The 20,694-nt window shown below is 72.3% G+C and carries 16 protein-coding genes and 1 riboswitch; of the genes, 13 read left to right on the forward strand and 3 right to left on the reverse strand.

Going from position 1 to position 20,694, the window contains the following annotated elements:
• The first annotated feature begins 128 nt into the window (after positions 1–128).
• Together mfd and ACIQMV_RS30010 are read left to right on the forward strand one after the other, a co-directional pair.
• Positions 129–3,671, forward strand: a complete 3,543-nt coding sequence (mfd, locus tag ACIQMV_RS30005) for a transcription-repair coupling factor (protein ID WP_402596409.1) — start codon at positions 129–131, stop codon at positions 3,669–3,671.
• Positions 3,672–3,834: 163 nt separating this feature from the next.
• Positions 3,835–4,551 (forward strand): HNH endonuclease family protein, encoded by a 717-nt coding sequence (locus ACIQMV_RS30010; RefSeq protein ID WP_141360397.1) that lies wholly within the window; start codon positions 3,835–3,837, stop codon positions 4,549–4,551.
• Between the two features lie 155 nt (positions 4,552–4,706).
• On the opposite strand, the gene ACIQMV_RS30015 is transcribed toward ACIQMV_RS30010, so the two are convergent.
• Both ACIQMV_RS30015 and ACIQMV_RS30020 read right to left on the reverse strand, forming a co-directional pair.
• Positions 4,707–5,489, reverse strand: coding sequence for a hypothetical protein (locus ACIQMV_RS30015; RefSeq protein WP_141360398.1), 783 nt, complete (start codon positions 5,487–5,489; stop codon positions 4,707–4,709).
• A 300-nt stretch (positions 5,490–5,789) separates the two neighbouring features.
• Complete coding sequence (locus ACIQMV_RS30020) at positions 5,790–6,257, reverse strand: hypothetical protein (protein ID WP_141360399.1); 468 nt, start codon at positions 6,255–6,257, stop codon at positions 5,790–5,792.
• A gap of 190 nt (positions 6,258–6,447) precedes the next feature.
• Here ACIQMV_RS30020 and ACIQMV_RS30025 point away from each other — a divergent pair, with 190 nt between their 5' ends.
• From ACIQMV_RS30025 to ACIQMV_RS30035, 3 genes are all read left to right on the forward strand, one after another.
• Positions 6,448–8,661: an N-6 DNA methylase gene (locus ACIQMV_RS30025; RefSeq protein ID WP_402596410.1), complete on the forward strand. Its 2,214-nt coding sequence runs from the start codon at positions 6,448–6,450 to the stop codon at positions 8,659–8,661.
• Positions 8,662–8,897: 236 nt separating this feature from the next.
• The gene (locus ACIQMV_RS30030) at positions 8,898–9,692 is read left to right on the forward strand and encodes a hypothetical protein (RefSeq protein WP_402596411.1); all 795 of its coding nucleotides are present in this window, start codon (positions 8,898–8,900) and stop codon (positions 9,690–9,692) included.
• Positions 9,689–11,233 (forward strand): protein kinase, encoded by a 1,545-nt coding sequence (locus ACIQMV_RS30035; protein ID WP_401776655.1) that lies wholly within the window; start codon positions 9,689–9,691, stop codon positions 11,231–11,233. The genes ACIQMV_RS30030 and ACIQMV_RS30035 overlap by 4 nt, the downstream gene beginning before the upstream one ends.
• 89 nt (positions 11,234–11,322) lie before the next feature.
• On the opposite strand, the gene ACIQMV_RS30040 is transcribed toward ACIQMV_RS30035, so the two are convergent.
• A complete protein-coding gene (locus ACIQMV_RS30040) occupies positions 11,323–11,706 on the reverse strand; it encodes a hypothetical protein (protein WP_402596437.1) in 384 nt (127 codons plus the stop codon).
• 301 nt (positions 11,707–12,007) lie between these two features.
• Here ACIQMV_RS30040 and ACIQMV_RS30045 point away from each other — a divergent pair, with 301 nt between their 5' ends.
• The 8 genes from ACIQMV_RS30045 (at position 12,008) to ACIQMV_RS30080 (ending at position 20,694) form a co-directional block, all read left to right on the forward strand.
• Positions 12,008–12,835: a glycoside hydrolase domain-containing protein gene (locus ACIQMV_RS30045; RefSeq protein WP_402596412.1), complete on the forward strand. Its 828-nt coding sequence runs from the start codon at positions 12,008–12,010 to the stop codon at positions 12,833–12,835.
• Between the two features lie 199 nt (positions 12,836–13,034).
• Complete coding sequence (locus ACIQMV_RS30050; protein WP_141360402.1) at positions 13,035–13,682, forward strand: SurA N-terminal domain-containing protein; 648 nt, start codon at positions 13,035–13,037, stop codon at positions 13,680–13,682.
• Between the two features lie 111 nt (positions 13,683–13,793).
• Positions 13,794–14,783, forward strand: a complete 990-nt coding sequence (locus ACIQMV_RS30055; protein WP_388475302.1) for a nucleoside triphosphate pyrophosphohydrolase — start codon at positions 13,794–13,796, stop codon at positions 14,781–14,783.
• Positions 14,784–14,905: 122 nt separating this feature from the next.
• The gene (locus ACIQMV_RS30060) at positions 14,906–16,159 is read left to right on the forward strand and encodes a cytochrome P450 (protein ID WP_141360404.1); all 1,254 of its coding nucleotides are present in this window, start codon (positions 14,906–14,908) and stop codon (positions 16,157–16,159) included.
• Between the two features lie 223 nt (positions 16,160–16,382).
• Entirely contained in the window at positions 16,383–17,441 is a 1,059-nt protein-coding gene (locus tag ACIQMV_RS30065; RefSeq protein WP_402596413.1) for a transglycosylase family protein, read from the forward strand.
• Between the two features lie 182 nt (positions 17,442–17,623).
• A riboswitch (cyclic di-AMP (ydaO/yuaA leader) is annotated at positions 17,624–17,791 on the forward strand.
• Between the two features lie 4 nt (positions 17,792–17,795).
• Complete coding sequence (locus ACIQMV_RS30070) at positions 17,796–18,521, forward strand: transglycosylase family protein (protein WP_402596414.1); 726 nt, start codon at positions 17,796–17,798, stop codon at positions 18,519–18,521.
• 247 nt (positions 18,522–18,768) lie between these two features.
• The gene (gene eno, locus ACIQMV_RS30075) at positions 18,769–20,055 is read left to right on the forward strand and encodes a phosphopyruvate hydratase (RefSeq protein WP_225074821.1); all 1,287 of its coding nucleotides are present in this window, start codon (positions 18,769–18,771) and stop codon (positions 20,053–20,055) included.
• A 162-nt stretch (positions 20,056–20,217) separates the two neighbouring features.
• Positions 20,218–20,694, forward strand: a complete 477-nt coding sequence (locus ACIQMV_RS30080) for a septum formation initiator family protein (protein ID WP_141360408.1) — start codon at positions 20,218–20,220, stop codon at positions 20,692–20,694.

Raw genomic sequence — 20,694 nt, forward strand, 5'->3', positions numbered from 1 at the left:
ACGGGGTTGTCCACAGCCCCCGCTGTCCGTCGGCCCGGCGGCGTACGCTGAAGGAACCCCCGGCCCGCCGTACGAGTCGGGATCTTCGCGCTGCCCACCCTCGGACGGATTCGGACGGAAAGCCCCCCATGAGCCTGCACGGTCTGCTCGACGCCGTCGTCAAGGACCCAGCCCTCGCGGAAGCGATCACCGCGGCGGCGGACGGCAACCGCATGCACGTCGACCTCGTCGGTCCCCCCGCCGCCCGCCCCTTCACCGTCGCCGCCCTGGCCCGTGAGGCCGCCCGTCCCGTGCTCGCGGTGACGGCGACCGGCCGCGAGGCCGAGGACCTGGTCGCGGCCCTGCGCTCGCTGCTGCCGGCGGAGAGCGTCGTGGAGTACCCCTCCTGGGAGACGCTGCCGCACGAGCGGCTCAGCCCGCGCAGCGACACCGTGGGCCGCCGCCTGGCCGTGCTGCGCCGCCTGGCCCACCCGAACCCCGGCGATCCGGAGACCGGCCCGGTGTCGGTCGTCGTCGCCCCCGTGCGCTCGGTGCTCCAGCCGCAGGTCAAGGGCCTGGGCGACCTGGTGCCGGTGTCCCTGCGAACGGGGCAGACCGCGGACCTGAACGCCGTGGTGGACGACCTCGCCGCCGCCGCGTACTCCCGCGTGGAGCTGGTGGAGAAGCGCGGCGAGTTCGCCGTGCGCGGCGGCATCCTCGACGTCTTCCCACCCACCGAGGAACACCCCCTGCGCATCGAGTTCTGGGGCGACGACGTCGAGGAGATCCGGTACTTCAAGGTCGCCGACCAGCGCTCCCTGGAGGTGGCCGAGCACGGACTGTGGGCCCCGCCCTGCCGTGAGCTGCTGCTCACCGAGGACGTACGCGCGCGGGCGCGTGCGCTCGCCGAGCGGCACCCCGAACTCGGCGAGCTGCTGGGCAAGATCGCCGAGGGCATCACCGTGGAGGGCATGGAGTCCCTGGCGCCGGTCCTGGTCGACGACATGGAACTGCTGCTCGACGTGCTGCCCAAGGGCGCCATGACCCTGGTGTGCGACCCGGAGCGGGTGCGCACGCGCGCGGCGGACCTGGTGGCGACCTCCCAGGAGTTCCTCCAGGCGTCCTGGGCGGCCTCGGCCGGCGGAGGCGAGGCGCCCATCGACCTCGGCGCGGCCTCTCTGTGGTCGATCGCGGACGTCCGGGACCGGGCGCGCGAGCTGGACATGATGTGGTGGTCGGTGTCGCCGTTCGCCGCGGACGAGACGGTGTACGACGGCGACGGGGACGCGCTCAAGCTGGGCATGCACGCGCCCGAGACGTACCGCGGGGACACCGCGAAGGCGCTCGCCGACACCAAGGGCTGGCTCGCGGACGGCTGGCGCGCGGTGTTCGTCACCGAGGGCCACGGCCCGGCCTCGCGCACCGTCGAGGTGCTGGGCGGGGAGGGCATCGCGGCCCGCCTCGACGTGGACCTCGGGCAGATCTCCCCGTCGGTCGTGCACGTGGCCTGCGGCGGCATCGACCACGGCTTCGTCGACGCCGCGCTGAAGCTGGCCGTGCTCACCGAGACCGACCTGACCGGCCAGAAGACGGCCGGCCGGGACGGCGCGCGGATGCCGGTGCGGCGGCGCAAGACCGTCGACCCGCTGACCCTGGAGACGGGCGACTACATCGTCCACGAGCAGCACGGCGTGGGCCGCTACATCGAGATGGTGCAGCGCACGGTGCAGGGCGCGACCCGCGAGTACCTGGTGGTGGAGTACGCCCCGGCCAAGCGCGGCCAGCCCGGCGACCGGCTGTACATCCCCACCGACCAGCTGGAGCAGATCACCAAGTACGTCGGCGGCGAGGCGCCCACGCTGCACCGGCTCGGCGGCGCCGACTGGACGAAGACCAAGGCGCGGGCGAAGAAGGCGGTCAAGGAGATCGCCGCCGACCTGATCAAGCTCTACAGCGCGCGGATGGCGGCGCCCGGGCACGCCTTCGGCACGGACACGCCGTGGCAGCGCGAGCTGGAGGACGCCTTCCCGTACGCGGAGACCCCGGACCAGCTGACCACGATCGCCGAGGTCAAGGAGGACATGGAGAAGTCGGTCCCGATGGACCGCCTGATCTGCGGCGACGTCGGCTACGGCAAGACGGAGATCGCGGTCCGCGCCGCCTTCAAGGCCGTCCAGGACGGCAAGCAGGTCGCGGTCCTGGTCCCGACGACGCTGCTGGTGCAGCAGCACTTCGGCACGTTCTCCGAGCGGTACGCGCAGTTCCCGGTGAACGTCAGAGCGCTCTCCCGCTTCCAGACCGACACCGAGGCGAAGACGGTCGTGGAGGGCCTCGGGGACGGCGCGGTGGACATCGTCATCGGCACCCACCGCCTGTTCTCCTCGGAGACGAGGTTCAAGGACCTCGGCCTGGTCATCGTCGACGAGGAGCAGCGCTTCGGCGTCGAGCACAAGGAGCAGCTGAAGAAGCTCCGCGCGAACGTCGACGTCCTGACGATGTCGGCGACCCCGATCCCGCGCACGCTGGAGATGGCGGTGACCGGCATCAGGGAGATGTCGACGATCACCACGCCGCCCGAGGAGCGGCACCCGGTGCTGACGTTCGTCGGGCCGTACGAGGAGAAGCAGATCGGCGCGGCGATCCGCCGCGAACTGCTGCGCGAGGGCCAGGTCTTCTACATCCACAACCGGGTGGAGTCCATCGACCGAGCCGCGGCCCGGCTGCGGGAGATCGTCCCCGAGGCCCGCATCGCCACCGCCCATGGCCAGATGTCGGAAACGGCCCTGGAGCAGGTCGTCGTCGACTTCTGGGAGAAGAAGTTCGACGTGCTGGTCTCGACGACGATCGTCGAGTCCGGCATCGACATCTCCAACGCCAACACCCTGATCGTGGAGCGTGGCGACAACTTCGGCCTGTCCCAGCTGCACCAGCTGCGCGGCCGGGTGGGCCGCGGCCGCGAGCGCGGGTACGCCTACTTCCTGTACCCGCCGGAGAAGCCGCTGACGGAGACGGCCCACGAGCGCCTGGCGACCATCGCGCAGCACACCGAGATGGGCGCCGGCATGTACGTGGCGATGAAGGACCTGGAGATCCGCGGCGCCGGAAACCTGCTGGGCGGCGAGCAGTCCGGGCACATCGCGGGCGTCGGCTTCGACCTGTACGTGCGGATGGTGGGCGAGGCGGTCGCGGACTACCGGCGGCAGTTGGAGACGGGGGAGATCGAGGAGGAGCCGCCGCTCGAGGTCAAGATCGAGCTGCCGGTCGACGCGCACGTCCCGCACGACTACGCGCCCGGCGAGCGGCTGCGCCTCCAGGCCTACCGGTCCATCGCCTCCGCGAACTCCGAGGAGGACATCAAGGCCGTCCGCGAGGAACTCACCGACCGCTACGGCAAGTTGCCCGAGCCGGTGGAGAACCTGCTGCTGGTGGCCGGGCTGCGCATGCTCGCCCGCGCCTGCGGTGTCGGCGAGATCGTCCTCCAGGGCAACAACATCCGCTTCGCTCCGGTGGATCTGCGCGAGTCGCAGGAGCTGCGCGTCAAGCGCCTCTACCCGGGCTCGGTGATCAAGCCGGCCGTCCGCCAGGTCCTCGTGCCCCGTCCCAAGACCGCGAAGATCGGCGGCAAGCCGTTGGTCGGCCGTGAACTGCTGGGCTGGGTGGGGGAGTTCCTGGCGTCCATCCTGGGGTCGTAGCCGCGCGTCCTGAGGGTCGCGGAGGGTGCGCGGTCCGCGCGTTCGCCCCCCGTGACCCCAGTACCCCCCGTGTGGCCTGGGCATATTCCCCGCTACGGTGGGCACCAGGTGAAGGACGCCCGAACCAGGGGCGGGACCAGGCAGGTTAGGGGAGGGGCGCAGCGTGACGCGTCTGAGGGGCGGGGCGGTTGCGGCTGCCGTCGTGGCACTGTTCGTGACCGGATGCACGGAGCAGTTGGATGGCCGCGCGAGCGGACCGGAGCCGGTGAAGACCGGCGGCGAGGCGCTCGCCGCCGCCGAGTCACTGACCGTCAAGGGGCGGTCGCCGAAGACCGGTTACGTCCGGGAGAAGTTCGGCACCGCCTGGGCGGACACCGACTCCAACGGCTGCCCCACCCGCGACGACATCCTCAAACGGGACCTGAAGCAGGTGCGGTTCACCGACGGGGACTGCAAGGTGTCGTACGGCGTGCTGGAGCGGGACCCGTACTCCGACAAGGAGATCGTCTACCGGCGTGGGCGCAGCCAGGTCGACATCGACCATGTCGTCGCCCTCTCGGACGCCTGGCAGAAGGGCGCCGCGTACTGGGACGCGAGCAAGCGCATAGCGCTCGCCAACGACCCGCTCAACCTGATAGCCGTGGACGCGAGCGCCAACCGCTCCAAGGGCGACGGCGACGCGGCGACGTGGCTGCCGCCCGCCAAGTCCTACCGGTGCACGTACGTCGCCGCGCAGGTCGCGGTGAAGAAGAAGTACGAACTGTGGGTCACCGCGGCCGAGAAGACCGCGATGAAGAAGGTCCTGTCCACCTGCCCCGGCCAGAAGCTCCCCTCGGGCGGCAACCCGACGAAGGCACCGGAGCGGTTCCGGGCCCGCTGAGAAGCGGTCGGCGTCGCCGCCACGCGCCGTGACGTGATGCCCTGTGGCCGGGGAGGCGGGTGTTCCTCCCCGGCCGGGGCGGCGGTCCGTACCCGCTCCCCCCAGAGGGGTGAGGGACCGCCGGAGGGGTGGTCGGTCGGGACGCCGCTCGGGCGTCAGAGGCTGTCGAGGTCCAGGACGTCCTTGTCGGCGGGCGGCACCGCCGGGACCGGCTTGCCGTAGTCCGTGAAGGAGATGTCCTCCGGCTGCTTGGCCGTGGTGTTCTCGATCCGCAGCAGGTACGGCTTGCCCTCGGTGGCGACGTAGAGGGTGTAGCGGTCCTTGCCCTCGGCCTCGGTGAGGGTGAACGCCGGGGTGCCGTCGAGGGTCGTCGCCTCCCCCTTGCGGGCGGCCGAGCGGGTGTCGTCGAAGTCGGCGAGCAGCTTGTCGAGGTGGCAGAAGTCGGCCAGGTCCTTGGCGTCGTCGCTGTCGGCGCCGGTCTTCACCCAGCGGTCGGCGAGCATGTCCACCACACCGTCGGTCTCGGACTTGGACTGGCCCTTGCCCTCGGAGCGCAGGTACGCCTCGTCGAACTTCATGTAGACGGTGTCGTCGGTCCTGATGAGACCGACCTCGCCCTCGCCGTACATGCCCAGGGTCCCGGCGCAGTGGCCCTCGCGGTCCAGGGCCAGGTCCAGTTCGATGGTGCCCTCGTCGTCGGGGACGCTGCCCTTCAGGGTGAGGGAGGTGGCGCTCCGGGTGGCCTTGAGCGCCCTGTCGACGATCTCCTGCCCGGACAGGTCGGCGAACGGGGCGCGTTCGGCCGTGGCGCCGGCGGAGCGGGGTGCCTTGCCCTTGGCGTCCCCGCCCGCCGTGTCCGGCTTCTCGGAGCCGCACGCGGTGAGCGCGAGCGAGGCGGCGACGGCGGTCAGGCAGAGAGCGGCGGCGGTGTGACGCATGGGTCCCCCCGAGGGTGGCGTGAGGTGGATGAGCTGCTGTCGCGCCGTGGTGATGGCACGGGCAGGGGGCGGTGGTGCGGCGGGGAGCACCGGGGGCCGGAGGCCCGGTGCGGTGCGGGGCGCGGGGTGCGAGGCCCCGGTGCGGTGCGGGGTGCGGGGCCCCGGTGCGGTGCGGGGTGCGGGGCCCCGGTGCGGTGCGGCACCGGGTGCGGGGCCCCGGTGCGGTGCGGCACCGGGTGCGGGGGCCCCGGTGCTGGAGGCGAAGCAGGGGATGAGGGGCGCGGGCCCGGTCCGCCGGCCCTAGAAGTTGCCGTTGCCGAGCAGTTCGCCGTCGGCGTCGTAGACCGTGACGAGGCCGTTCTTGCTGTGCTTCCAGTCCGCGAAGGCGGAGGCGATCAGCTTGGCCGGACCCGTCCCCTTGCCCATCAGGCCGCCGGTGAAGTCGGTGTGGACGTCGACGCTGTCGAGGATGTCGTTCTGCTCGTCGGCGCCCTGGACCTTGGTGACGTGGGCGACGGCCTCCTTCTCCTTCGCGGTGCCGTTCTTGTTCACGAAGGCCTTGAACCGGTCCGCCTGGGAGGCCTTGGCGGCATCGGACTTCTTGTCCTTGGCGCCGCCCTTGCCGGAGGTGCCGCCGCTGGCCCCGTCGGCCGCCGCCGAGCTGGACGAGCCGCTCTTGGAGTCGCCGGTGTCGGCGCTGCACGACACCGCGCCGATGATCGCGAGACCGACGGCGGCACCCAGCGCGAGCTTCGTCTTCATGCCCATGAGAAATCCCTCCCGACGATGGCGGCCGCCGATCCGGCGGCCGCTCGTTCCGATGAGTCAATCAGAGCAGGCTTTGTGAACCGAGTCAACACGATGGCTTCTGTTTCATGGGTTCACCTCGTGAAGGGGGCTTTCGGGCGTCCTTGGGTATGCTCGACGCCACAGAGCCGTCACGAGGGGAGCCGCGCGGGTGCAGGACAACGCCACTGAGGTGACCGCCGCCGGAATCGCACGCCTCGCGGGGGTCGGCCGGGCCGCCGTCAGCAACTGGCGCCGCCGCCACGCCGACTTCCCCCGGCCCGTGGGCGGCACCGAGGCGAGCCCCGCTTTTGCGCTCGCCGAGGTCGAGGAATGGCTGCGCAAGCAGGGCAAACTCGCCGAGGTCCCGCTCCGTGAACGGGTCTGGCAGCAGCTCGCCGGACACCCCGCCGGCCCCGTCACGGCCCTGGTCCACGTGGGCTGCGCCCTGCTCCTGATCCGCGACCGGCCCACCGAATGGCTGAAGCTGAACGGCCTGACCGACGCGCGTATGGCGGAGCTGCTGCCCGCCAAGCTCGCCAAGGCCCTCACCCGGCGGTTCGGTTCACAGACCGCTGTGAACACCGAGCGCGTCACCCCCGCCCCGGTCGACGCGAGCCACAGTTCACAGGCGGCTGTGAACACCGACGGCGCTCCCTCCGCCGCCGCACCCGGCTCCGGCCCGATGACGGCCTCCGCCGGCCACGCGGCCCTGACCCTGCCCGGCCCCGCCGAACTGGCCGCCTCCGTACCGCTGCTGCGGGGCGTCGGCGAACTCGCCGTCGAACTCGGCACCCGCCGTGCCTTCGAGTTCCTGCTCGGACGGCAACTCGACGCCAACCCACGTCAGTACACGCTCACTCCGGCCGGGCCCGCCGCCCTGATGGCCGAGCTCGCCGGCCGGCCCCGTACGGTGCTCGACCCCGCCGCCGGCACCGGCGCCCTGCTCGGCGCGCTCGGCTCGCCGACCGCCGTGTACGCACAGGACGCCGCCCCCGACCTCGCCGCCCTCACCGCGCTGCGGCTCGCCCTGAGCACCGACGCCGAGGTGCACGCGCGCGTCGGCGACACCCTGCGCGCCGACGCCTTCCCCGGCCTCGCCGTGGACGCGGTGCTGTGCCATCCGCCGTTCAACGAACGCAACTGGGGCCACGACGAACTCGCCTACGACCCGCGCTGGGAGTACGGCTTCCCCGCCCGCACCGAGTCCGAGCTGGCCTGGGTCCAGCACGCCCTCGCCCACCTGCGCGACGGCGGCACCGCCGTCCTGCTGATGCCGCCCGCCGCCGCGTCCCGCCGCTCCGGCCGCCGCATCCGCGCCGACCTGCTGCGCCGCGGAGCCCTGCGCGCCGTGATCGCGCTGCCCGCCGGATCGGCGCCCCCGTACAACATCCCGCTGCACCTGTGGGTGCTGCGCCGCCCCATCGCCGGAGCCCAGCCCTCGACACCCGAACTGCTGCTCGTGGACACGGCGGCCGCCGCCGACGGGCGCGCCCGCGGCGACTGGCAGGACGTGCGCTCCGCCGTCCTCGACGCCTGGCGGCCCTTCGACCGCACCGGCACGGCCGACGAGCAGCCGGGGCTCAGCCGCTGCGTACCGGTGATCGACCTCCTCGACGACGACGTCGACCTCGCCCCCGCCCGCCACCTGCCGCTCCCGGCCGACGGCGGAGCCGAGCGACTGGCCGACGTCGGCGCACGCCTGGGCGACACCCTGCGGCTCGCCGCCACCCTCGCCCCGCCGCCGCCCGCCACCGGGGCGCCACCGGCGCGCTGGCCGCTGACCAGCGTCGGCGAACTCGCCCGCGCCGGCGCCCTGGTCCTGCGCACCTCCGGCAGCTCCGGTCCTGCGGCGGCGTCACACCCCCGTACCCCGGCCGCCGGCCGGCCGGCCCGCGCGGGCGTCCCCGTCCTCACCGACCACGACGTCCTCGCCGCCGCCGCGCCGTCCGGGGTGCTGCCCGACGGGGAGCCGGCCGAGGACGTCGTGCTCACCGAAGCCGGCGACGTCGTCGTGCCCGTCCTCGGCGGGGGACGCGTGGCCCGCGTCGTCGACGAGCGCACCGCCGGGGCCGCGCTCGGCCGCAACCTCACCCTGCTGCGCCCCGACCCGGCCGCGCTCGACCCGTGGTTCCTCGCCGGATTCCTGCGCGGCACCGCCAACAACCGCCAGGCCAGCAGCTACGCGTCCACCGCGACCCGGCTCGACGTGCGCAGGCTCCAACTCCCCCGGATCCCGCTGGAGCAGCAGCGGACCTACGGCGAACGGTTCCGCGGACTGGCAGCCTTCGAGGACGCGCTGCGACTGGCCGGACACCTCGGCGAGCAACTCGTGCGGGGCATGTACGACGGCCTGACCGACGGGACGGTCCCGCCCGGCGGCTGACGGACCGGCGGCCGGCCGAGCGGGCGGCGCGGCGGTGCGGTGGTGCGCGGTGGGGCGCGGCGGTGCGGCGGTGCGGCGGTGCGGCGGGAACGGGAGACGGCAACGGTTCGGTACATCCCAGGCCGGTTGTCCGGGCGGACCGATACCCTCGGAACACGCTCGGAACACCCTCGGTTCCGCACCGTACGCAACGTCCCCGCAGGCGCCCCGCCAGGGCCTCGGCACTAGGAGCAGTCATGCACGGCCCCGGCTACGCGCCGCCGCAGCCTCCGCGCCCCTCGACCGCACTGGTGGTCGGGCTCAGGGTGCTGTTCGTGGCCCTCTCGGTGCTGAGTCTCGGCTTTCTGGCCTGGGGCACCATGCTGCGCGTCGCCTGCATGACCCGGGCCCGGCGCGACTGGGCCCTGTTCGTCCTGTCGCTCGTCCTCCTGTTCGTGGGGTGCGTGTTCGTCGGCGTCGACGGGACCGGCGAGGAGGGCGACCCGCAGACCTGGCGCAGCGATGTCGGTGTCGGGCTGCTCCTGCTCTCCGCGTTCGGCAGCGTCGGCTACTTCCTGTACCGGGACCTCCGTCACCAGGAGGCCCCCCTGGCCGGCCGGGTCGCCCCCAGTGCCACGGCCGCCACCGTCGTGTACGGCTACCCGCCGTCCCTCGCCCCGCAGAGCTACGGTCCGCCGCCCGCCCCGTACGGCGGGACGCGGCCCGCGTCCTACTCCCCGCCGCAGCCGGGCCCTTACTCCCCGCCGCGGCCCGCCTCCTTCCCACCCGCGCCGAACCCGGCGCCCGCGCCCGCTCCCAACGCGCTGCCCCAGCAGCCGCAGCGTCCCGCGCCCGCCCGGATCGACCAGGTCCGCGCCGAACTGGACGAGTTGAGCGACTTCCTGCGCGGTCAGGACAACGGTCCCGGCCAGGGCGGGCAGTCCGGCCAGGGCGGGCAGTCCGGCCGGGGTGGGCAGACCGGACCGGGCGGAGCCCCGGGCACCGGGGACGCCGGGTTCACCACGAGCTGGGGCGCGGGAGACGGCCGGTGACCGCACGCGTCGTCGCCGGACGCTACGAACTGTCCACGCTCATCGGACAAGGCGGCATGGGTCAGGTCTGGACGGCCTACGACCAGAGGCTCGACCGCCGGGTCGCCGTCAAGCTGCTGCGCCCCGACAAGGTCGCGGGACCCCACAGCCAGGACGCCGCCGAACTGCGCCGCCGCTTCGTCCGCGAGTGCCGCGTCACCGCGCAGGTCGACCACCCCGGCCTGGTCACCGTGCACGACGCGGGCAGCGAGGACGAGAACCTCTACCTCGTCATGCAGTACGTCGACGGCGCCGACCTCGCCGACCACCTCGCCGAACACGAGCCGTACCCCTGGCAGTGGGCGGTCGCCGTCGGCGCCCAGCTGTGCGCCGTGCTGTCCGCCGTGCACGCCGTACCCATCGTCCACCGGGACCTCAAACCGCGGAACGTGATGGTGAAGCCGGACGGCACCGTCACCGTCCTCGACCTCGGCGTCGCCTCCGTCCTCAACGCCGAGACCACCCGCCTCACCCGCACCGGATCACCCATCGGCAGCCCCGCCTACATGGCCCCCGAACAGGCCATGGGCGGCGCCGTCGGCCCGTACACCGACCTGTACGCACTCGGCGTGGTGCTGCACGAACTCCTCAGCGGGGACGTCCCGTTCGCCGCCTCCACCGCGGTCGGCGTGCTGCACCGCCACCTCTACGAGCCGCCGGTGCCCGTGCGCCGGCTGCGCCCCGAGATCCCCGACGCCCTCGAATCCCTCGTGCTGCGGCTGCTCGCCAAGGACCCCCAGCACCGCCCGGCCAGTGCCCAGGCGGTGTACGAGGACCTGCTGCCGCTGCTGCCCCCGCGCGGGCCGCACACCGGCGGCCCCCTCGATCCCACCCGCCCCTTCCTGCGCCCGCACGCCCCCTGGCCCGACCGCGCCGTCACCCCCGCGCCGCGCCCCGAACCGTCCACCACCAGGACCGGCGGCCACCACGATGTCGCCACCGCCGTCGACGAGGTCAAGCGGCTGCTCGGCGAGGGCCGCATCACCCAGGCCGTCGACATCCTCGGCGCGATCCTCCCGGCCGCCGCCGCCCAACACGGCGAGCACTCACCGGTGGTGCGCACCCTGCGCAAGCAGTACGCGGCCACGCTGATGGACGACGGCCAGTACCGGCGCGCCCTGCCCGAGCTGCGGCGCCTCGCCGACGAACGGGCCACCGAGGCGGGCGCCGCCGACCCGCAGTCCCTCCGGTTCCGCTACGACGCGGCGCAGTGCCTCGAACAGCTCGGCGAGCCGGCCGCGGCGCTCACCGAGTACCGGGCCCTGCTGCCCTACTTCGAGAACCGGTTCGCGGAGAACCCGTACACGGCCGCCGACCCCGACCTGCCCTTCGAGATCCGCCGCCGCATCGGGCACCTGCTGCTCGCCCTCGGCGACCGGACCGCTGCCCACGACACCCTGCTGCGCCTGCTGCACGACGCGGAACGCCGGCACGGACCCGTGCATCCCTTCCCGGCCGAGATCCAGCGCACCCTGCAGTGGCTGGGTCAGGTGCACGGCTGACCGGTGCGGTTGCGGTTCGGCGCGCGTACGGGGCCGGGGCTCGCCGCCCCCGTACGGGGGCGCGGTTCAACGCCCGTACCGGGTGCGCTTCAGCGCCCGTAGGGGTAGCCGTACGTGCTCTGCGGCACCGTCGGCGAGGAAGGGGCCGCCCCGTACCCGGCCGCTGCCACCGCTTGCGGCATCCGCCGGTCGAACACGGCGAACAGCAGCATCCCCGTCGCCGCCATCAGGCACAGGATGATCACGATGCCCAGCACCGCGGCGGCGTCGCTGTCGTCGGGCACGACGGACAGTCCCGGCATCACGGTGCACTCGTACAGGACGAACGAGGCGAAGGCGCCCCAGTCCGACCCGCGTCCGCGGCGGATCGCCACGTACAGGAACGGCACCCACACCAGCATGCCCAGCGAGCCCCAGACCAGGACGGACCAGGCGATCCGCTGGAACCAGCCGCCCTCCAGCCGCTTGTCCATCTCCACCCCCAAGCGCTCCGCCGCTCGGGGACGGAGTCGTCGCAGGGCAAGATTAGGCCACGGCGGGGGGTGCGGAGGCCGCTTGTGGACGACGGGCCGGGCGGCGGGAGGCCTGACCGGCGAACCGTGTGCCGCCCGAGCAGGCCGGACCGTCGCATCGCAGGTAACACGCGTGTTTTTGCTGCGCCTTGAGTGATTCTTGTGCGCTGCGAGGCGGTCACTTGTCAGGTCGGAGACATTCCGTCGGTTAATGTGCCTCAGCACACGCGCGACCGGCACGTGCACGACAACAGGGGTGGGGATGGCCGAGCACCGGCAGTCGAAGAAGCGCAGGTACATCACGTGGGCGGCGGCCGGAGCCGTCGTCGTCGCCGGCGCCGGGATCGCGGCCCAGACCTCCATGGCGGCCACCGCCTGGCCCGCCCAGAAGACCTTCACCGGCCGTGCCTTCGACACCTGCTCGGCACCCTCGCTGAGCGCCATGAAGGCCTGGAACACCGGCTACTACGGCGCCGCGGCCGTCTACATCGGCGGCAAGAACCGCGGCTGCGCCCAGCCCAACCTGACCGCCTCCTGGGTGAAGTCGGTCAGCTCGATGGGCTGGAAGCTCATCCCGCTGTACGTCGGCGCCCAGCCGCCCTGCCAGAAGAGCGCCAACCCCGAGCGGCTCACCGCCGCCACGGCCGCCTCCCTCGGCACCAGCGACGCCAAGGACGCGGTGGCCAAGTCGGCGGCGCTCGGCATCAAGGCGGGCAGCCCGGTCTACCTCGACATGGAGCCGTACGACATCACCGACAAGGCGTGCAACGACGCCGTGCTCACCTACGTCCGCGCCTTCGACAAGGTGCTGCGCGACAAGACCTACCGCGCCGGCTACTACGGCTTCACCAGCTCCAGCGCCAAGGCCATCGCCACCGCGACCAACAAGACCGACCTGCCGGGCAACCTCTGGTACGCCCTCTGGGACGGCAAGGAGACCACGACCACCGACTGGCCCTGGGGCTCCAACCAGTTCACCGACCACAGCCGCGCCCACCAGTACATGGTCAACAGCAAGGAGACGCGCGGCGGCGTCACCATCACCGTCGACCGCGACTGGTGGGACGCTCCGGTCGCCGTCACCGGCTGAGAAGCCGCCGGGCGCGGACGCGGCCCGACGGCTTGCCCGCCATGTCGGGCCTCCCCTTGTGCGACGGTGCCCGAAGACGGTGCCCGAAGTCGTGGTGAATCGTTGGTCGAATGGGTTGGCCAGAGCCCGGCCGCTGCCTACCATCGATCATCGCAAGACTTTGTGCACCGCCGCACAATCTCCACAACGGGAGGTTTCCTTGCACCGCCGCCGTCGCACCGCGCTCGTCCTGTCCGCCACGATCCTCGCGGCGGCACCCCTGCTCACCGCCTGTGGAAGCGACGCGCATCCGGGCGCTGCGGCCGTGGTCGGCGGCCAGCGGATCACCTTCGGGCAGTTGCAGAGCCGGGTCAGCGAGGTGCGCGAGGCGCAGCGGGCCGCGGTGGCCGACGAGGCGCAGTACCAGCAGGCCGTCGTCTCGACCGGCACGCTCGCCCGGGACACGCTGCACCAGATGGTGCTCGACCAGGTGCTGGACCGCGCCGCCCGCAACGCCGGCCTCAGCGTCAGCCGCGGCGAGGTCCAGCAGCTGCGTACCGGTCTCGAGCAGCAGGCGGGTGGCGCCAAGGCGCTCGAGGACACCTGGCTCCAGCGGTACGGGGTGCCCCCGCAGCGCCTCGACGACAACCTCCGCCTCCAGGTGAAGGCGCAGAAGCTCGCGGCGCATCTGCACACCGACGCCGGCCAGCCGGCGTTCTGGAAGGCGCTGTCCGAGGCCTCCGCCGACCTCCACGTCGACCTCAACCCGCGCTACGGCACGTGGGACGTCGAGAAGAGCACCCTCGTGAACGCCAAGACGCCGTGGCTGCGGGACGTCTCGGCGGAGGACGCGAAGCAGTCGGCCTGACCGGACGCCGGACGGCCGGACCTGTGGACAACCGGACAACGGGCCGGGGGGACGGCCCCCGGCCTGTGGACAACCAGGGGTGACGTCGCGGGCGTGCGTTACGTTCGGACCGTGAACACCACCAGCACGACCACCTCCGCAGCGGCCTCGGGCCGGATCGTCCTGCTCACCACCAGCCACCGGGTCGCCCCCGGGCTGCTGTCCTGGCCCGCCTGGCAGGTGCTGCGCGCGGCCGACCGGGTGCTGTGCGCGGACGGCGCTCATCCGCAGCTGCCGTATCTGCGCGAGGCGGGCATAGCCGTGGACGAGGCGGCACCGAGCGCCGAGGAACTGGTGGACGCGTGCGCCGGCGGCCGTACGGTCGTCGTCGTGGCCACCGGCGAGGGCGAACCCGCCCTGACCGACGGACTGGCCCGCCTGGCCGGCTCCGGCCGTGTGAACATGCCGGAGCTGGAGCTGCTGCCCGCCTCCTACGACCTGCCCGGCGCCCGCCTGCTCGACCTCGTCCAGGTCATGGACCGCATCCGCGCCGAGTGCCCCTGGTCGTCCCGGCAGACCCACAAGGGCCTGGCCAAGTACGGCATCGAGGAGGCGTACGAGCTGGTCGAGGCGATCGAGGACGGCGACCGCGAGGAGCTGCGCGAGGAACTGGGCGACGTCCTGCTCCAGGTGGTCTTCCACGCCCGTATCGCCGAGGAGGACCCCGAGGAGCCGTTCTCCATCGACGACGTGGCCGGCACCATCGTCGCCAAGCTGATCCACCGCCACCCGCACGTCTTCGGTGACGAGACCGCCACCACCCCGGAGGAGGTCAAGGCGCACTGGCTGCGCACCAAGGCCGAGGAGAAGCGGCGCACCTCCGTGACCGAGGGCGTCCCCCTCGGCCAGCCCGGCCTCGCCCTCGCCGCCAAGCTGGCCTCCCGGGTCCGCACGGCGGGCCTGGAGGTCCCCCTCCCGGCGAGGGAGGGCTTCGGATACGAGCTGCTGGCGCTGGCCGCCCGCGCCGAGGCGGAGGGCGTCGACCCGGAGGCGGCACTGCGCGCGGCGGCGCGCGCGTACCGGGACGCGATCGTGGAAACAGAGGGCACCCGAAGGCCCTGAGGGGCGCGGGCGGGGCGGCAGGGTGCCGGGGGCATCGCCGCCGGGGACGGGGAGGGCCGTGGCGGCGGCAGGGGCGGAAGCCCTTGCGCCGGATCCCCGGTCACAGCACTAGGGTCAACCGTATGCACGACCAGCCACCCGCCCTGTTCACCTGGGAGTTCGCGAGCAACCCCTACCCGGCCTACGCCTGGCTGCGCGAGCACGCCCCCGTGCACAGGACCCGTCTGCCCAGCGGAGTGGAGGCCTGGCTGGTCACCCGGTACGCGGACGCCAGGCAGGCCCTGGCCGACCAGCGGCTGTCCAAGAATCCGGCGCACCACGCCGAGTCCGCGCACGCCAAGGGCAAGACCGGCATCCCCGGCGAGCGCAAGGCCGAGCTGATGACCCACCTGCTGAACATCGACCCGCCGGACCACACCCGGCTGCGCCGGCTGGTCAGCAAGGCGTTCACCCCGCGCCGTGTCGCCGAGTTCGCCCCGCGTGTGCAGGAGCTGGCCGACGGACTCATCGACGGGTTCGCCGAGCGCGGCACCGCCGACCTCATCCACGAGTTCGCCTTCCCGCTGCCCATCTACGCCATCTGCGACCTGCTCGGCGTCCCCCGCGAGGACCAGGACGACTTCCGGGACTGGGCGGGCATGATGATCCGCCACGGCAAGGGCCCGCGCGGCGGGGTCGCCCGCTCCGTGAAGAAGATGCGCGGCTATCTCGCGGACCTCATCCACCGCAAGCGCGAGGCGCTCCCGGCCGAGCCCGTCCCCGGCGAGGACCTCATCTCCGCGCTCATCCGCGCCTCCGACCACGGCGAGCACCTCACCGAGAACGAGGCCGCCGCCATGGCCTTCATCCTTCTGTTCGCCGGTTTCGAGACCACCGTCAACCTCATCGGCAACGGCACCTACGCCCTGCTCACCCACCCCGAGCAGCGGGACCGGCTCCAGCGGTCCCTCGCCGAGGGGGACGGCGGCCTGCTGGAGACGGGAGTGGAGGAACTCCTGCGCTACGACGGGCCGGTGGAGCTGGCCACCTGGCGCTACGCCACCCGGCCGCTCACCATCGGCGGGCAGGACATCGCCGCCGGCGACCCGGTCCTCGTCGTCCTCGCCGCCGCCGACCGGGACCCGGAGCGGTTCGCCGGCCCCGACGTCCTCGATCTCGGGCGGCGTGACAATCAACACCTCGGCTACGGACACGGCATCCACTACTGCCTCGGCGCACCGCTCGCCCGCCTGGAGGGCCAGACCGCGCTGGCCACTCTCCTCACCCGGCTCCCGGACCTGCAACTGGGTGCGGATCCAGCCGAGTTGCGCTGGCGTGGCGGGCTCATCATGCGCGGACTGCGGACGCTGCCGGTGCGGTTCACACCCGGTCGGTAAGTCGCGGGGAAGCCGGACAAGGCAGGAAAAGGCGCCCGCCGCCGCACCACGCCTACCCACTGGCGGACACGAAGGTGACACATGCTCAACAGTGTGATCTTCACGTGATCTGTGCGGCATGAACTTGTGACAAGCGATCGTCAGCCGATACTTTCACCCATCAGCGTGGCGCCGAGACTGCGGTCGCCACGCGGGTCACCGCTGTCGCACGAAAGGTCTCCGTATGCTCTCCGGGAACGGTCGTCACCGTCGGCCCCGTCAGGCTCCGGCCCTCCTCGTCGCAGCCGGAGTGACCGGATCCGCCATCGCCATCCCGCTGATCGGCGCCGGCGGCGCCAGCGCGGCCGACGGCAACGCGTGGGACAAGGTGGCCAAGTGCGAGAGTGGCGGCGCCTGGAGCGCCGACACCGGTAATGGCTACTACGGCGGCCTCCAGTTGACGCAGGACGACTGGGAGAAGTACGGCGGCCTCGACTACGCCTCGAGCGCCGACCAGGCCAGCCGGTCCCAGCAGATATCCGTGGCCGAGAAGCTGCTCGCCGACAAGGGTCCCGGTGCCTGGCCGACGTGCGGGTTGCTCTCCGGACTCGGCAAGAAGTCCGGGGCGGCGAAGGTCGACACCGGCGTGGGTGATTCGTCCGGATCCTCCAGCTCCTCCGGAAAGTCCCTCACGGACGACCTCGGTCTGTCCGACTCGTCGCAGGCGTCGTCGGGCGATCCGTCCGGCTCGTCCGGTTCGTCCGGCTCGTCGGATGTCGACCCTGGTTCAATCGATCCCTCCGGCTCGTCGACCGCGCCCCCCGCCACGTCCTCCCCTTCGCCGTCCTCGCCCGCCAAGAAGGGCGAGCCGGCCGAGTCCGACGCGTCCTCCGATGCCGCGGCAGGCGGGTCGCAGTCGCCCGACGCCTCGCCCTCGGTCGCGCCGCAGCCGGGCTATACGGACAACTCGTGGCAGGTCGGCGGCACTTCGGCCCTGGTCGACACCGGCGCGCTCAGCGGTGGGCGTCACCGCGGCGGCAGTGCCGTCGAGGACCCGGCCGACAGCCACTCGGCCGCCTCCTCCGGCCGTCACGCCTCCCGCGGCGGCTCCGCGCGGGCCGTCGTCGCCGACTCCTACACCGTCCGCGCCGGCGACTCCCTCGAGTCCATCGCCGACTCCCTTGACGTTCCGGGCGGATGGGACGCGCTGTACGCGGCGAACAAGGGGGCGATCGGGTCCGACCCGAATCACATCTCTGCCGGTCAGACCCTGAATGTCCCTACCGAAACGCCCCAAAAGTAGGCGGAGTTCACGCCACGCTTCGCGCTGAATGTCCCATTCGGGGAAAGTGTGGGATGAGTCTCAGAAGCCCTGATCGTCTTTGGAATTCGGCGAAGCGCATGCCTACGGTCGTGACCGCTCGTCACCGCGAGCCCCGGCTGCCGCAACGCCGAATCCTGCCAGCGGCCGCACGGGAACAGTCGTCGCGTCAAGCGCCGTGGGCAGGAGCGGGGGACCCAAGGTAAGTGCCGCGCCGGGCAGTTGACCGGAGCGGCTAGGGGTGGAGCCGTGCCTCGTGTACGAGGCACGGCCGGGCAACTCAACCGGCCCGAACCCGACAGCTCACCTCGCAGGCGTCGGTGAGGGGATCCATCCATGCTGTTCTCCAGCAAGGGCAAGCATCGCCGTACGTCCAGGACCACCCGTGTCATCGCGCTCGCCGGTGTCGCCGGCGCCGCAGTCGCCGCCCCGCTGATGGCGGTCGGCGACGCCTCCGCCGCCACCGCCTCCGAGTGGGACGCGGTCGCCCAGTGCGAGTCCGGCGGCAACTGGTCCATCAACACCGGCAACGGCTTCTACGGCGGCCTCCAGTTCACCAACTCCACCTGGGCCGGGTACGGCGGCACCGCCTACGCGTCGCGCGCGGACCTGGCCTCCAAGTCGCAGCAGATAACCGTCGCCGAGAAGGTCCTCGCGGGCCAGGGCAAGGGTGCCTGGCCGGTCTGCGGCAAGGGCCTGTCCGGCGCCGCCTACACCGGCGGCGCCCCCTCGTCCTCGTCGTCGGCCTCGTCCTCGTCGTCGGCCTCGTCCTCGTCGTCGAGCGGCAGCTCCGCCAAGAGCACCACCACCCGCTCGACCGAGCAGCAGGCCGCCAACCGCTCCGCGACGCGTCCCGCCCCGAGCAGGACCGTCACCACGCCCACCGGCGAGAAGGTCAAGAAGGGTGACGGCGAGTACAAGGTGGTCGCCGGCGACACCCTCAGCTCCATCGCCGCCCAGCACGGCGTCCAGGGCGGCTGGAAGAAGCTGTTCGAGCTGAACAAGAACATCGTCGACAACGCCGACCTCATCTACCCGGGCCAGCAGCTCCACCTGAAGTAAGGGCCCGCACCGCCCTTCATGGGCCCCCGCCCCGGCGCGTTCCCCCTACGCGCGGGGGCGGGTTTTTTTCGTCTCCCGCACACCCGGCCGTTCCCGAACCTTCCCCGTCTCTTTGTTCCGAGCGGGAACAAAGGGTACCGTCACTCTGTCCACGAGGCGGTCGGTCGGCCGGTCGCCGCCCCGGGACGGTTAGGCTCTAGTCGCAAGGCTCACGCCCCGCACTTCCAGCGTCACATCCCAGAAGGAGATGCTCGTGCCGTCCATCGACGTCGTCGTAGCCCGGGAAATCCTGGACTCCCGAGGCAACCCCACGGTCGAGGTCGAGGTCGGCCTCGACGACGGCAGCACCGGTCGTGCCGCCGTCCCCTCCGGCGCCTCCACCGGTGCCTTCGAGGCCATCGAGCTCCGTGACGGCGACCCCAACCGCTACCAGGGCAAGGGCGTCGAGAAGGCTGTCCTCGCCGTGATCGAGCAGATCGGCCCGGAGCTCGTCGGCTACGACGCCACCGAGCAGCGTCTGATCGACCAGGCCATGTTCGACCTGGACGCCACCGACAACAAGGGCTCGCTGGGCGCCAACGCCATCCTCGGCGTCTCCCTCGCCGTCGCCCACGCCGCCTCCGAGGCCTCGGACCTCCCCCTCTTCCGCTACCTGGGCGGTCCGAACGCGCACCTGCTGCCGGTGCCGATGATGAACATCCTGAACGGCGGCTCGCACGCCGACTCCAACGTGGACATCCAGGAGTTCATGATCGCCCCGATCGGCGCGGAGTCCTTCTCCGAGGCCCTGCGCTGGGGCACCGAGGTCTACCACACGCTGAAGAAGGTCCTGAAGAGCAAGGGCCTGTCCACCGGCCTCGGCGACGAGGGCGGCTTCGCCCCGAACCTCGGCTCCAACCGCGAGGCCCTCGACCTCATCCTCGAGGCGATCAAGGAAGCCGGCTACGCCCCCGGCGAGCAGATCGCCCTCGCGCTCGACGTCGCCGCCTCCGAGTTCTACAAGGACGGCAAGTACGTCTTCGAGGGCAAGGAGCGCTCGGCGGCGGAGATGACCGAGTACTACGAGGAGCTGGTGGCCGCCTACCCGCTCGTCTCCATCGAGGACCCGCTGTTCGAGGACGACTGGGCCGGCTGGAAGGTCATCACCGACAAGCTCGGCGACAAGGTCCAGCTCGTCGGCGACGACCTGTTCGTCACCAACCCCGAGCGCCTCGCCCGCGGCATCGAGGACGGCGCCGCCAACGCGCTGCTCGTGAAGGTGAACCAGATCGGTTCGCTCACCGAGACCCTGGACGCCGTCGAGCTGGCCCAGCGCAGCGGCTTCAAGTGCATGATGTCCCACCGCTCCGGCGAGACCGAGGACGTCACGATCGCCGACCTGGCCGTCGCCACCAACTGCGGCCAGATCAAGACCGGCGCCCCGGCCCGCTCCGAGCGCGTCGCCAAGTACAACCAGCTGCTGCGCATCGAGGAGATCCTCGACGACGCCGCGGTGTACGCCGGCCGCTCGGCCTTCCCGCGCTTCAAGGGCTGAGCCGCTTCGAAGGCCGAGCCGTTCCGGGGGCCGAGGCGCCCCGGAGGCTGAGCCGCGAAGCGTAAGGCTTCGCCAGTCGCACGTACGTCCCCGTACCCGGTCCCGTACCGTGTCCGGGGACGTACGCACGTGTGTGCACGGGCACGAACGGGAGGCGGGACGATGGCCGTCAAGGACCGGGACCGGTTCTCCACCACGACCAGGATCAGGCTGCTCGGTGAGCAGACGGCGGCCCGTGTCTACCGTTCGCAGACCCGCCGCCAGGCCCGCCGCTCCCGTCTCACCGGCCGCGCGGCGCTGCTCGTGCTGGTGCTCTGCTCGATGGTGGTCGCCCTGGCGTACCCGATGCGGCAGTACGTCACCCAGCGCGCCGACATCGCCGACCTGCAACGGCAGAAGCAGCAGGCCCAGCAGCGGGTGGAACAACTGCGCGACCTCAAGGCACGCTGGCAGGACGACGCCTACGCCGAGCAGCAGATCCGGCGGCGGCTGCACTACGTGAAGCCCGGGGAGACCGGCTACGTCGTGGTCGACCCGGGCCCGGCCGAGCGGTCCCGCGCCGAGCGGGGGACGGCCCGCCGCCCCTGGTACGCCAACGTCTGGGACGGGGTCGACAAGTCCGACGCCTCCGACCAGTGA

The sequence above is a fragment of the Streptomyces sp. NPDC091412 genome (genome assembly GCF_044756885.1).
In the GTDB taxonomy this organism is placed as follows: domain Bacteria; phylum Actinomycetota; class Actinomycetes; order Streptomycetales; family Streptomycetaceae; genus Streptomyces.

Coding starts and splice junctions, on each gene's coding strand:
- ACIQMV_RS30015 (WP_141360398.1), bottom strand. CDS start 5,489: ATGCGTCACACCGCCGCCGCTCTCTGCCTGACCGCCGTCGCCGCCTCG.
- ACIQMV_RS30020 (WP_141360399.1), bottom strand. CDS start 6,257: ATGGGCATGAAGACGAAGCTCGCGCTGGGTGCCGCCGTCGGTCTCGCG.
- ACIQMV_RS30045 (WP_402596412.1), top strand. CDS start 12,008: ATGGCCGAGCACCGGCAGTCGAAGAAGCGCAGGTACATCACGTGGGCG.
- ACIQMV_RS30070 (WP_402596414.1), top strand. CDS start 17,796: ATGCTGTTCTCCAGCAAGGGCAAGCATCGCCGTACGTCCAGGACCACC.
- eno (WP_225074821.1), top strand. CDS start 18,769: ATGCTCGTGCCGTCCATCGACGTCGTCGTAGCCCGGGAAATCCTGGAC.
- ACIQMV_RS30040 (WP_402596437.1), bottom strand. CDS start 11,706: ATGGACAAGCGGCTGGAGGGCGGCTGGTTCCAGCGGATCGCCTGGTCC.
- ACIQMV_RS30060 (WP_141360404.1), top strand. CDS start 14,906: ATGCACGACCAGCCACCCGCCCTGTTCACCTGGGAGTTCGCGAGCAAC.
- ACIQMV_RS30080 (WP_141360408.1), top strand. CDS start 20,218: ATGGCCGTCAAGGACCGGGACCGGTTCTCCACCACGACCAGGATCAGG.
- mfd (WP_402596409.1), top strand. CDS start 129: ATGAGCCTGCACGGTCTGCTCGACGCCGTCGTCAAGGACCCAGCCCTC.
- ACIQMV_RS30065 (WP_402596413.1), top strand. CDS start 16,383: ATGCTCTCCGGGAACGGTCGTCACCGTCGGCCCCGTCAGGCTCCGGCC.
- ACIQMV_RS30030 (WP_402596411.1), top strand. CDS start 8,898: ATGCACGGCCCCGGCTACGCGCCGCCGCAGCCTCCGCGCCCCTCGACC.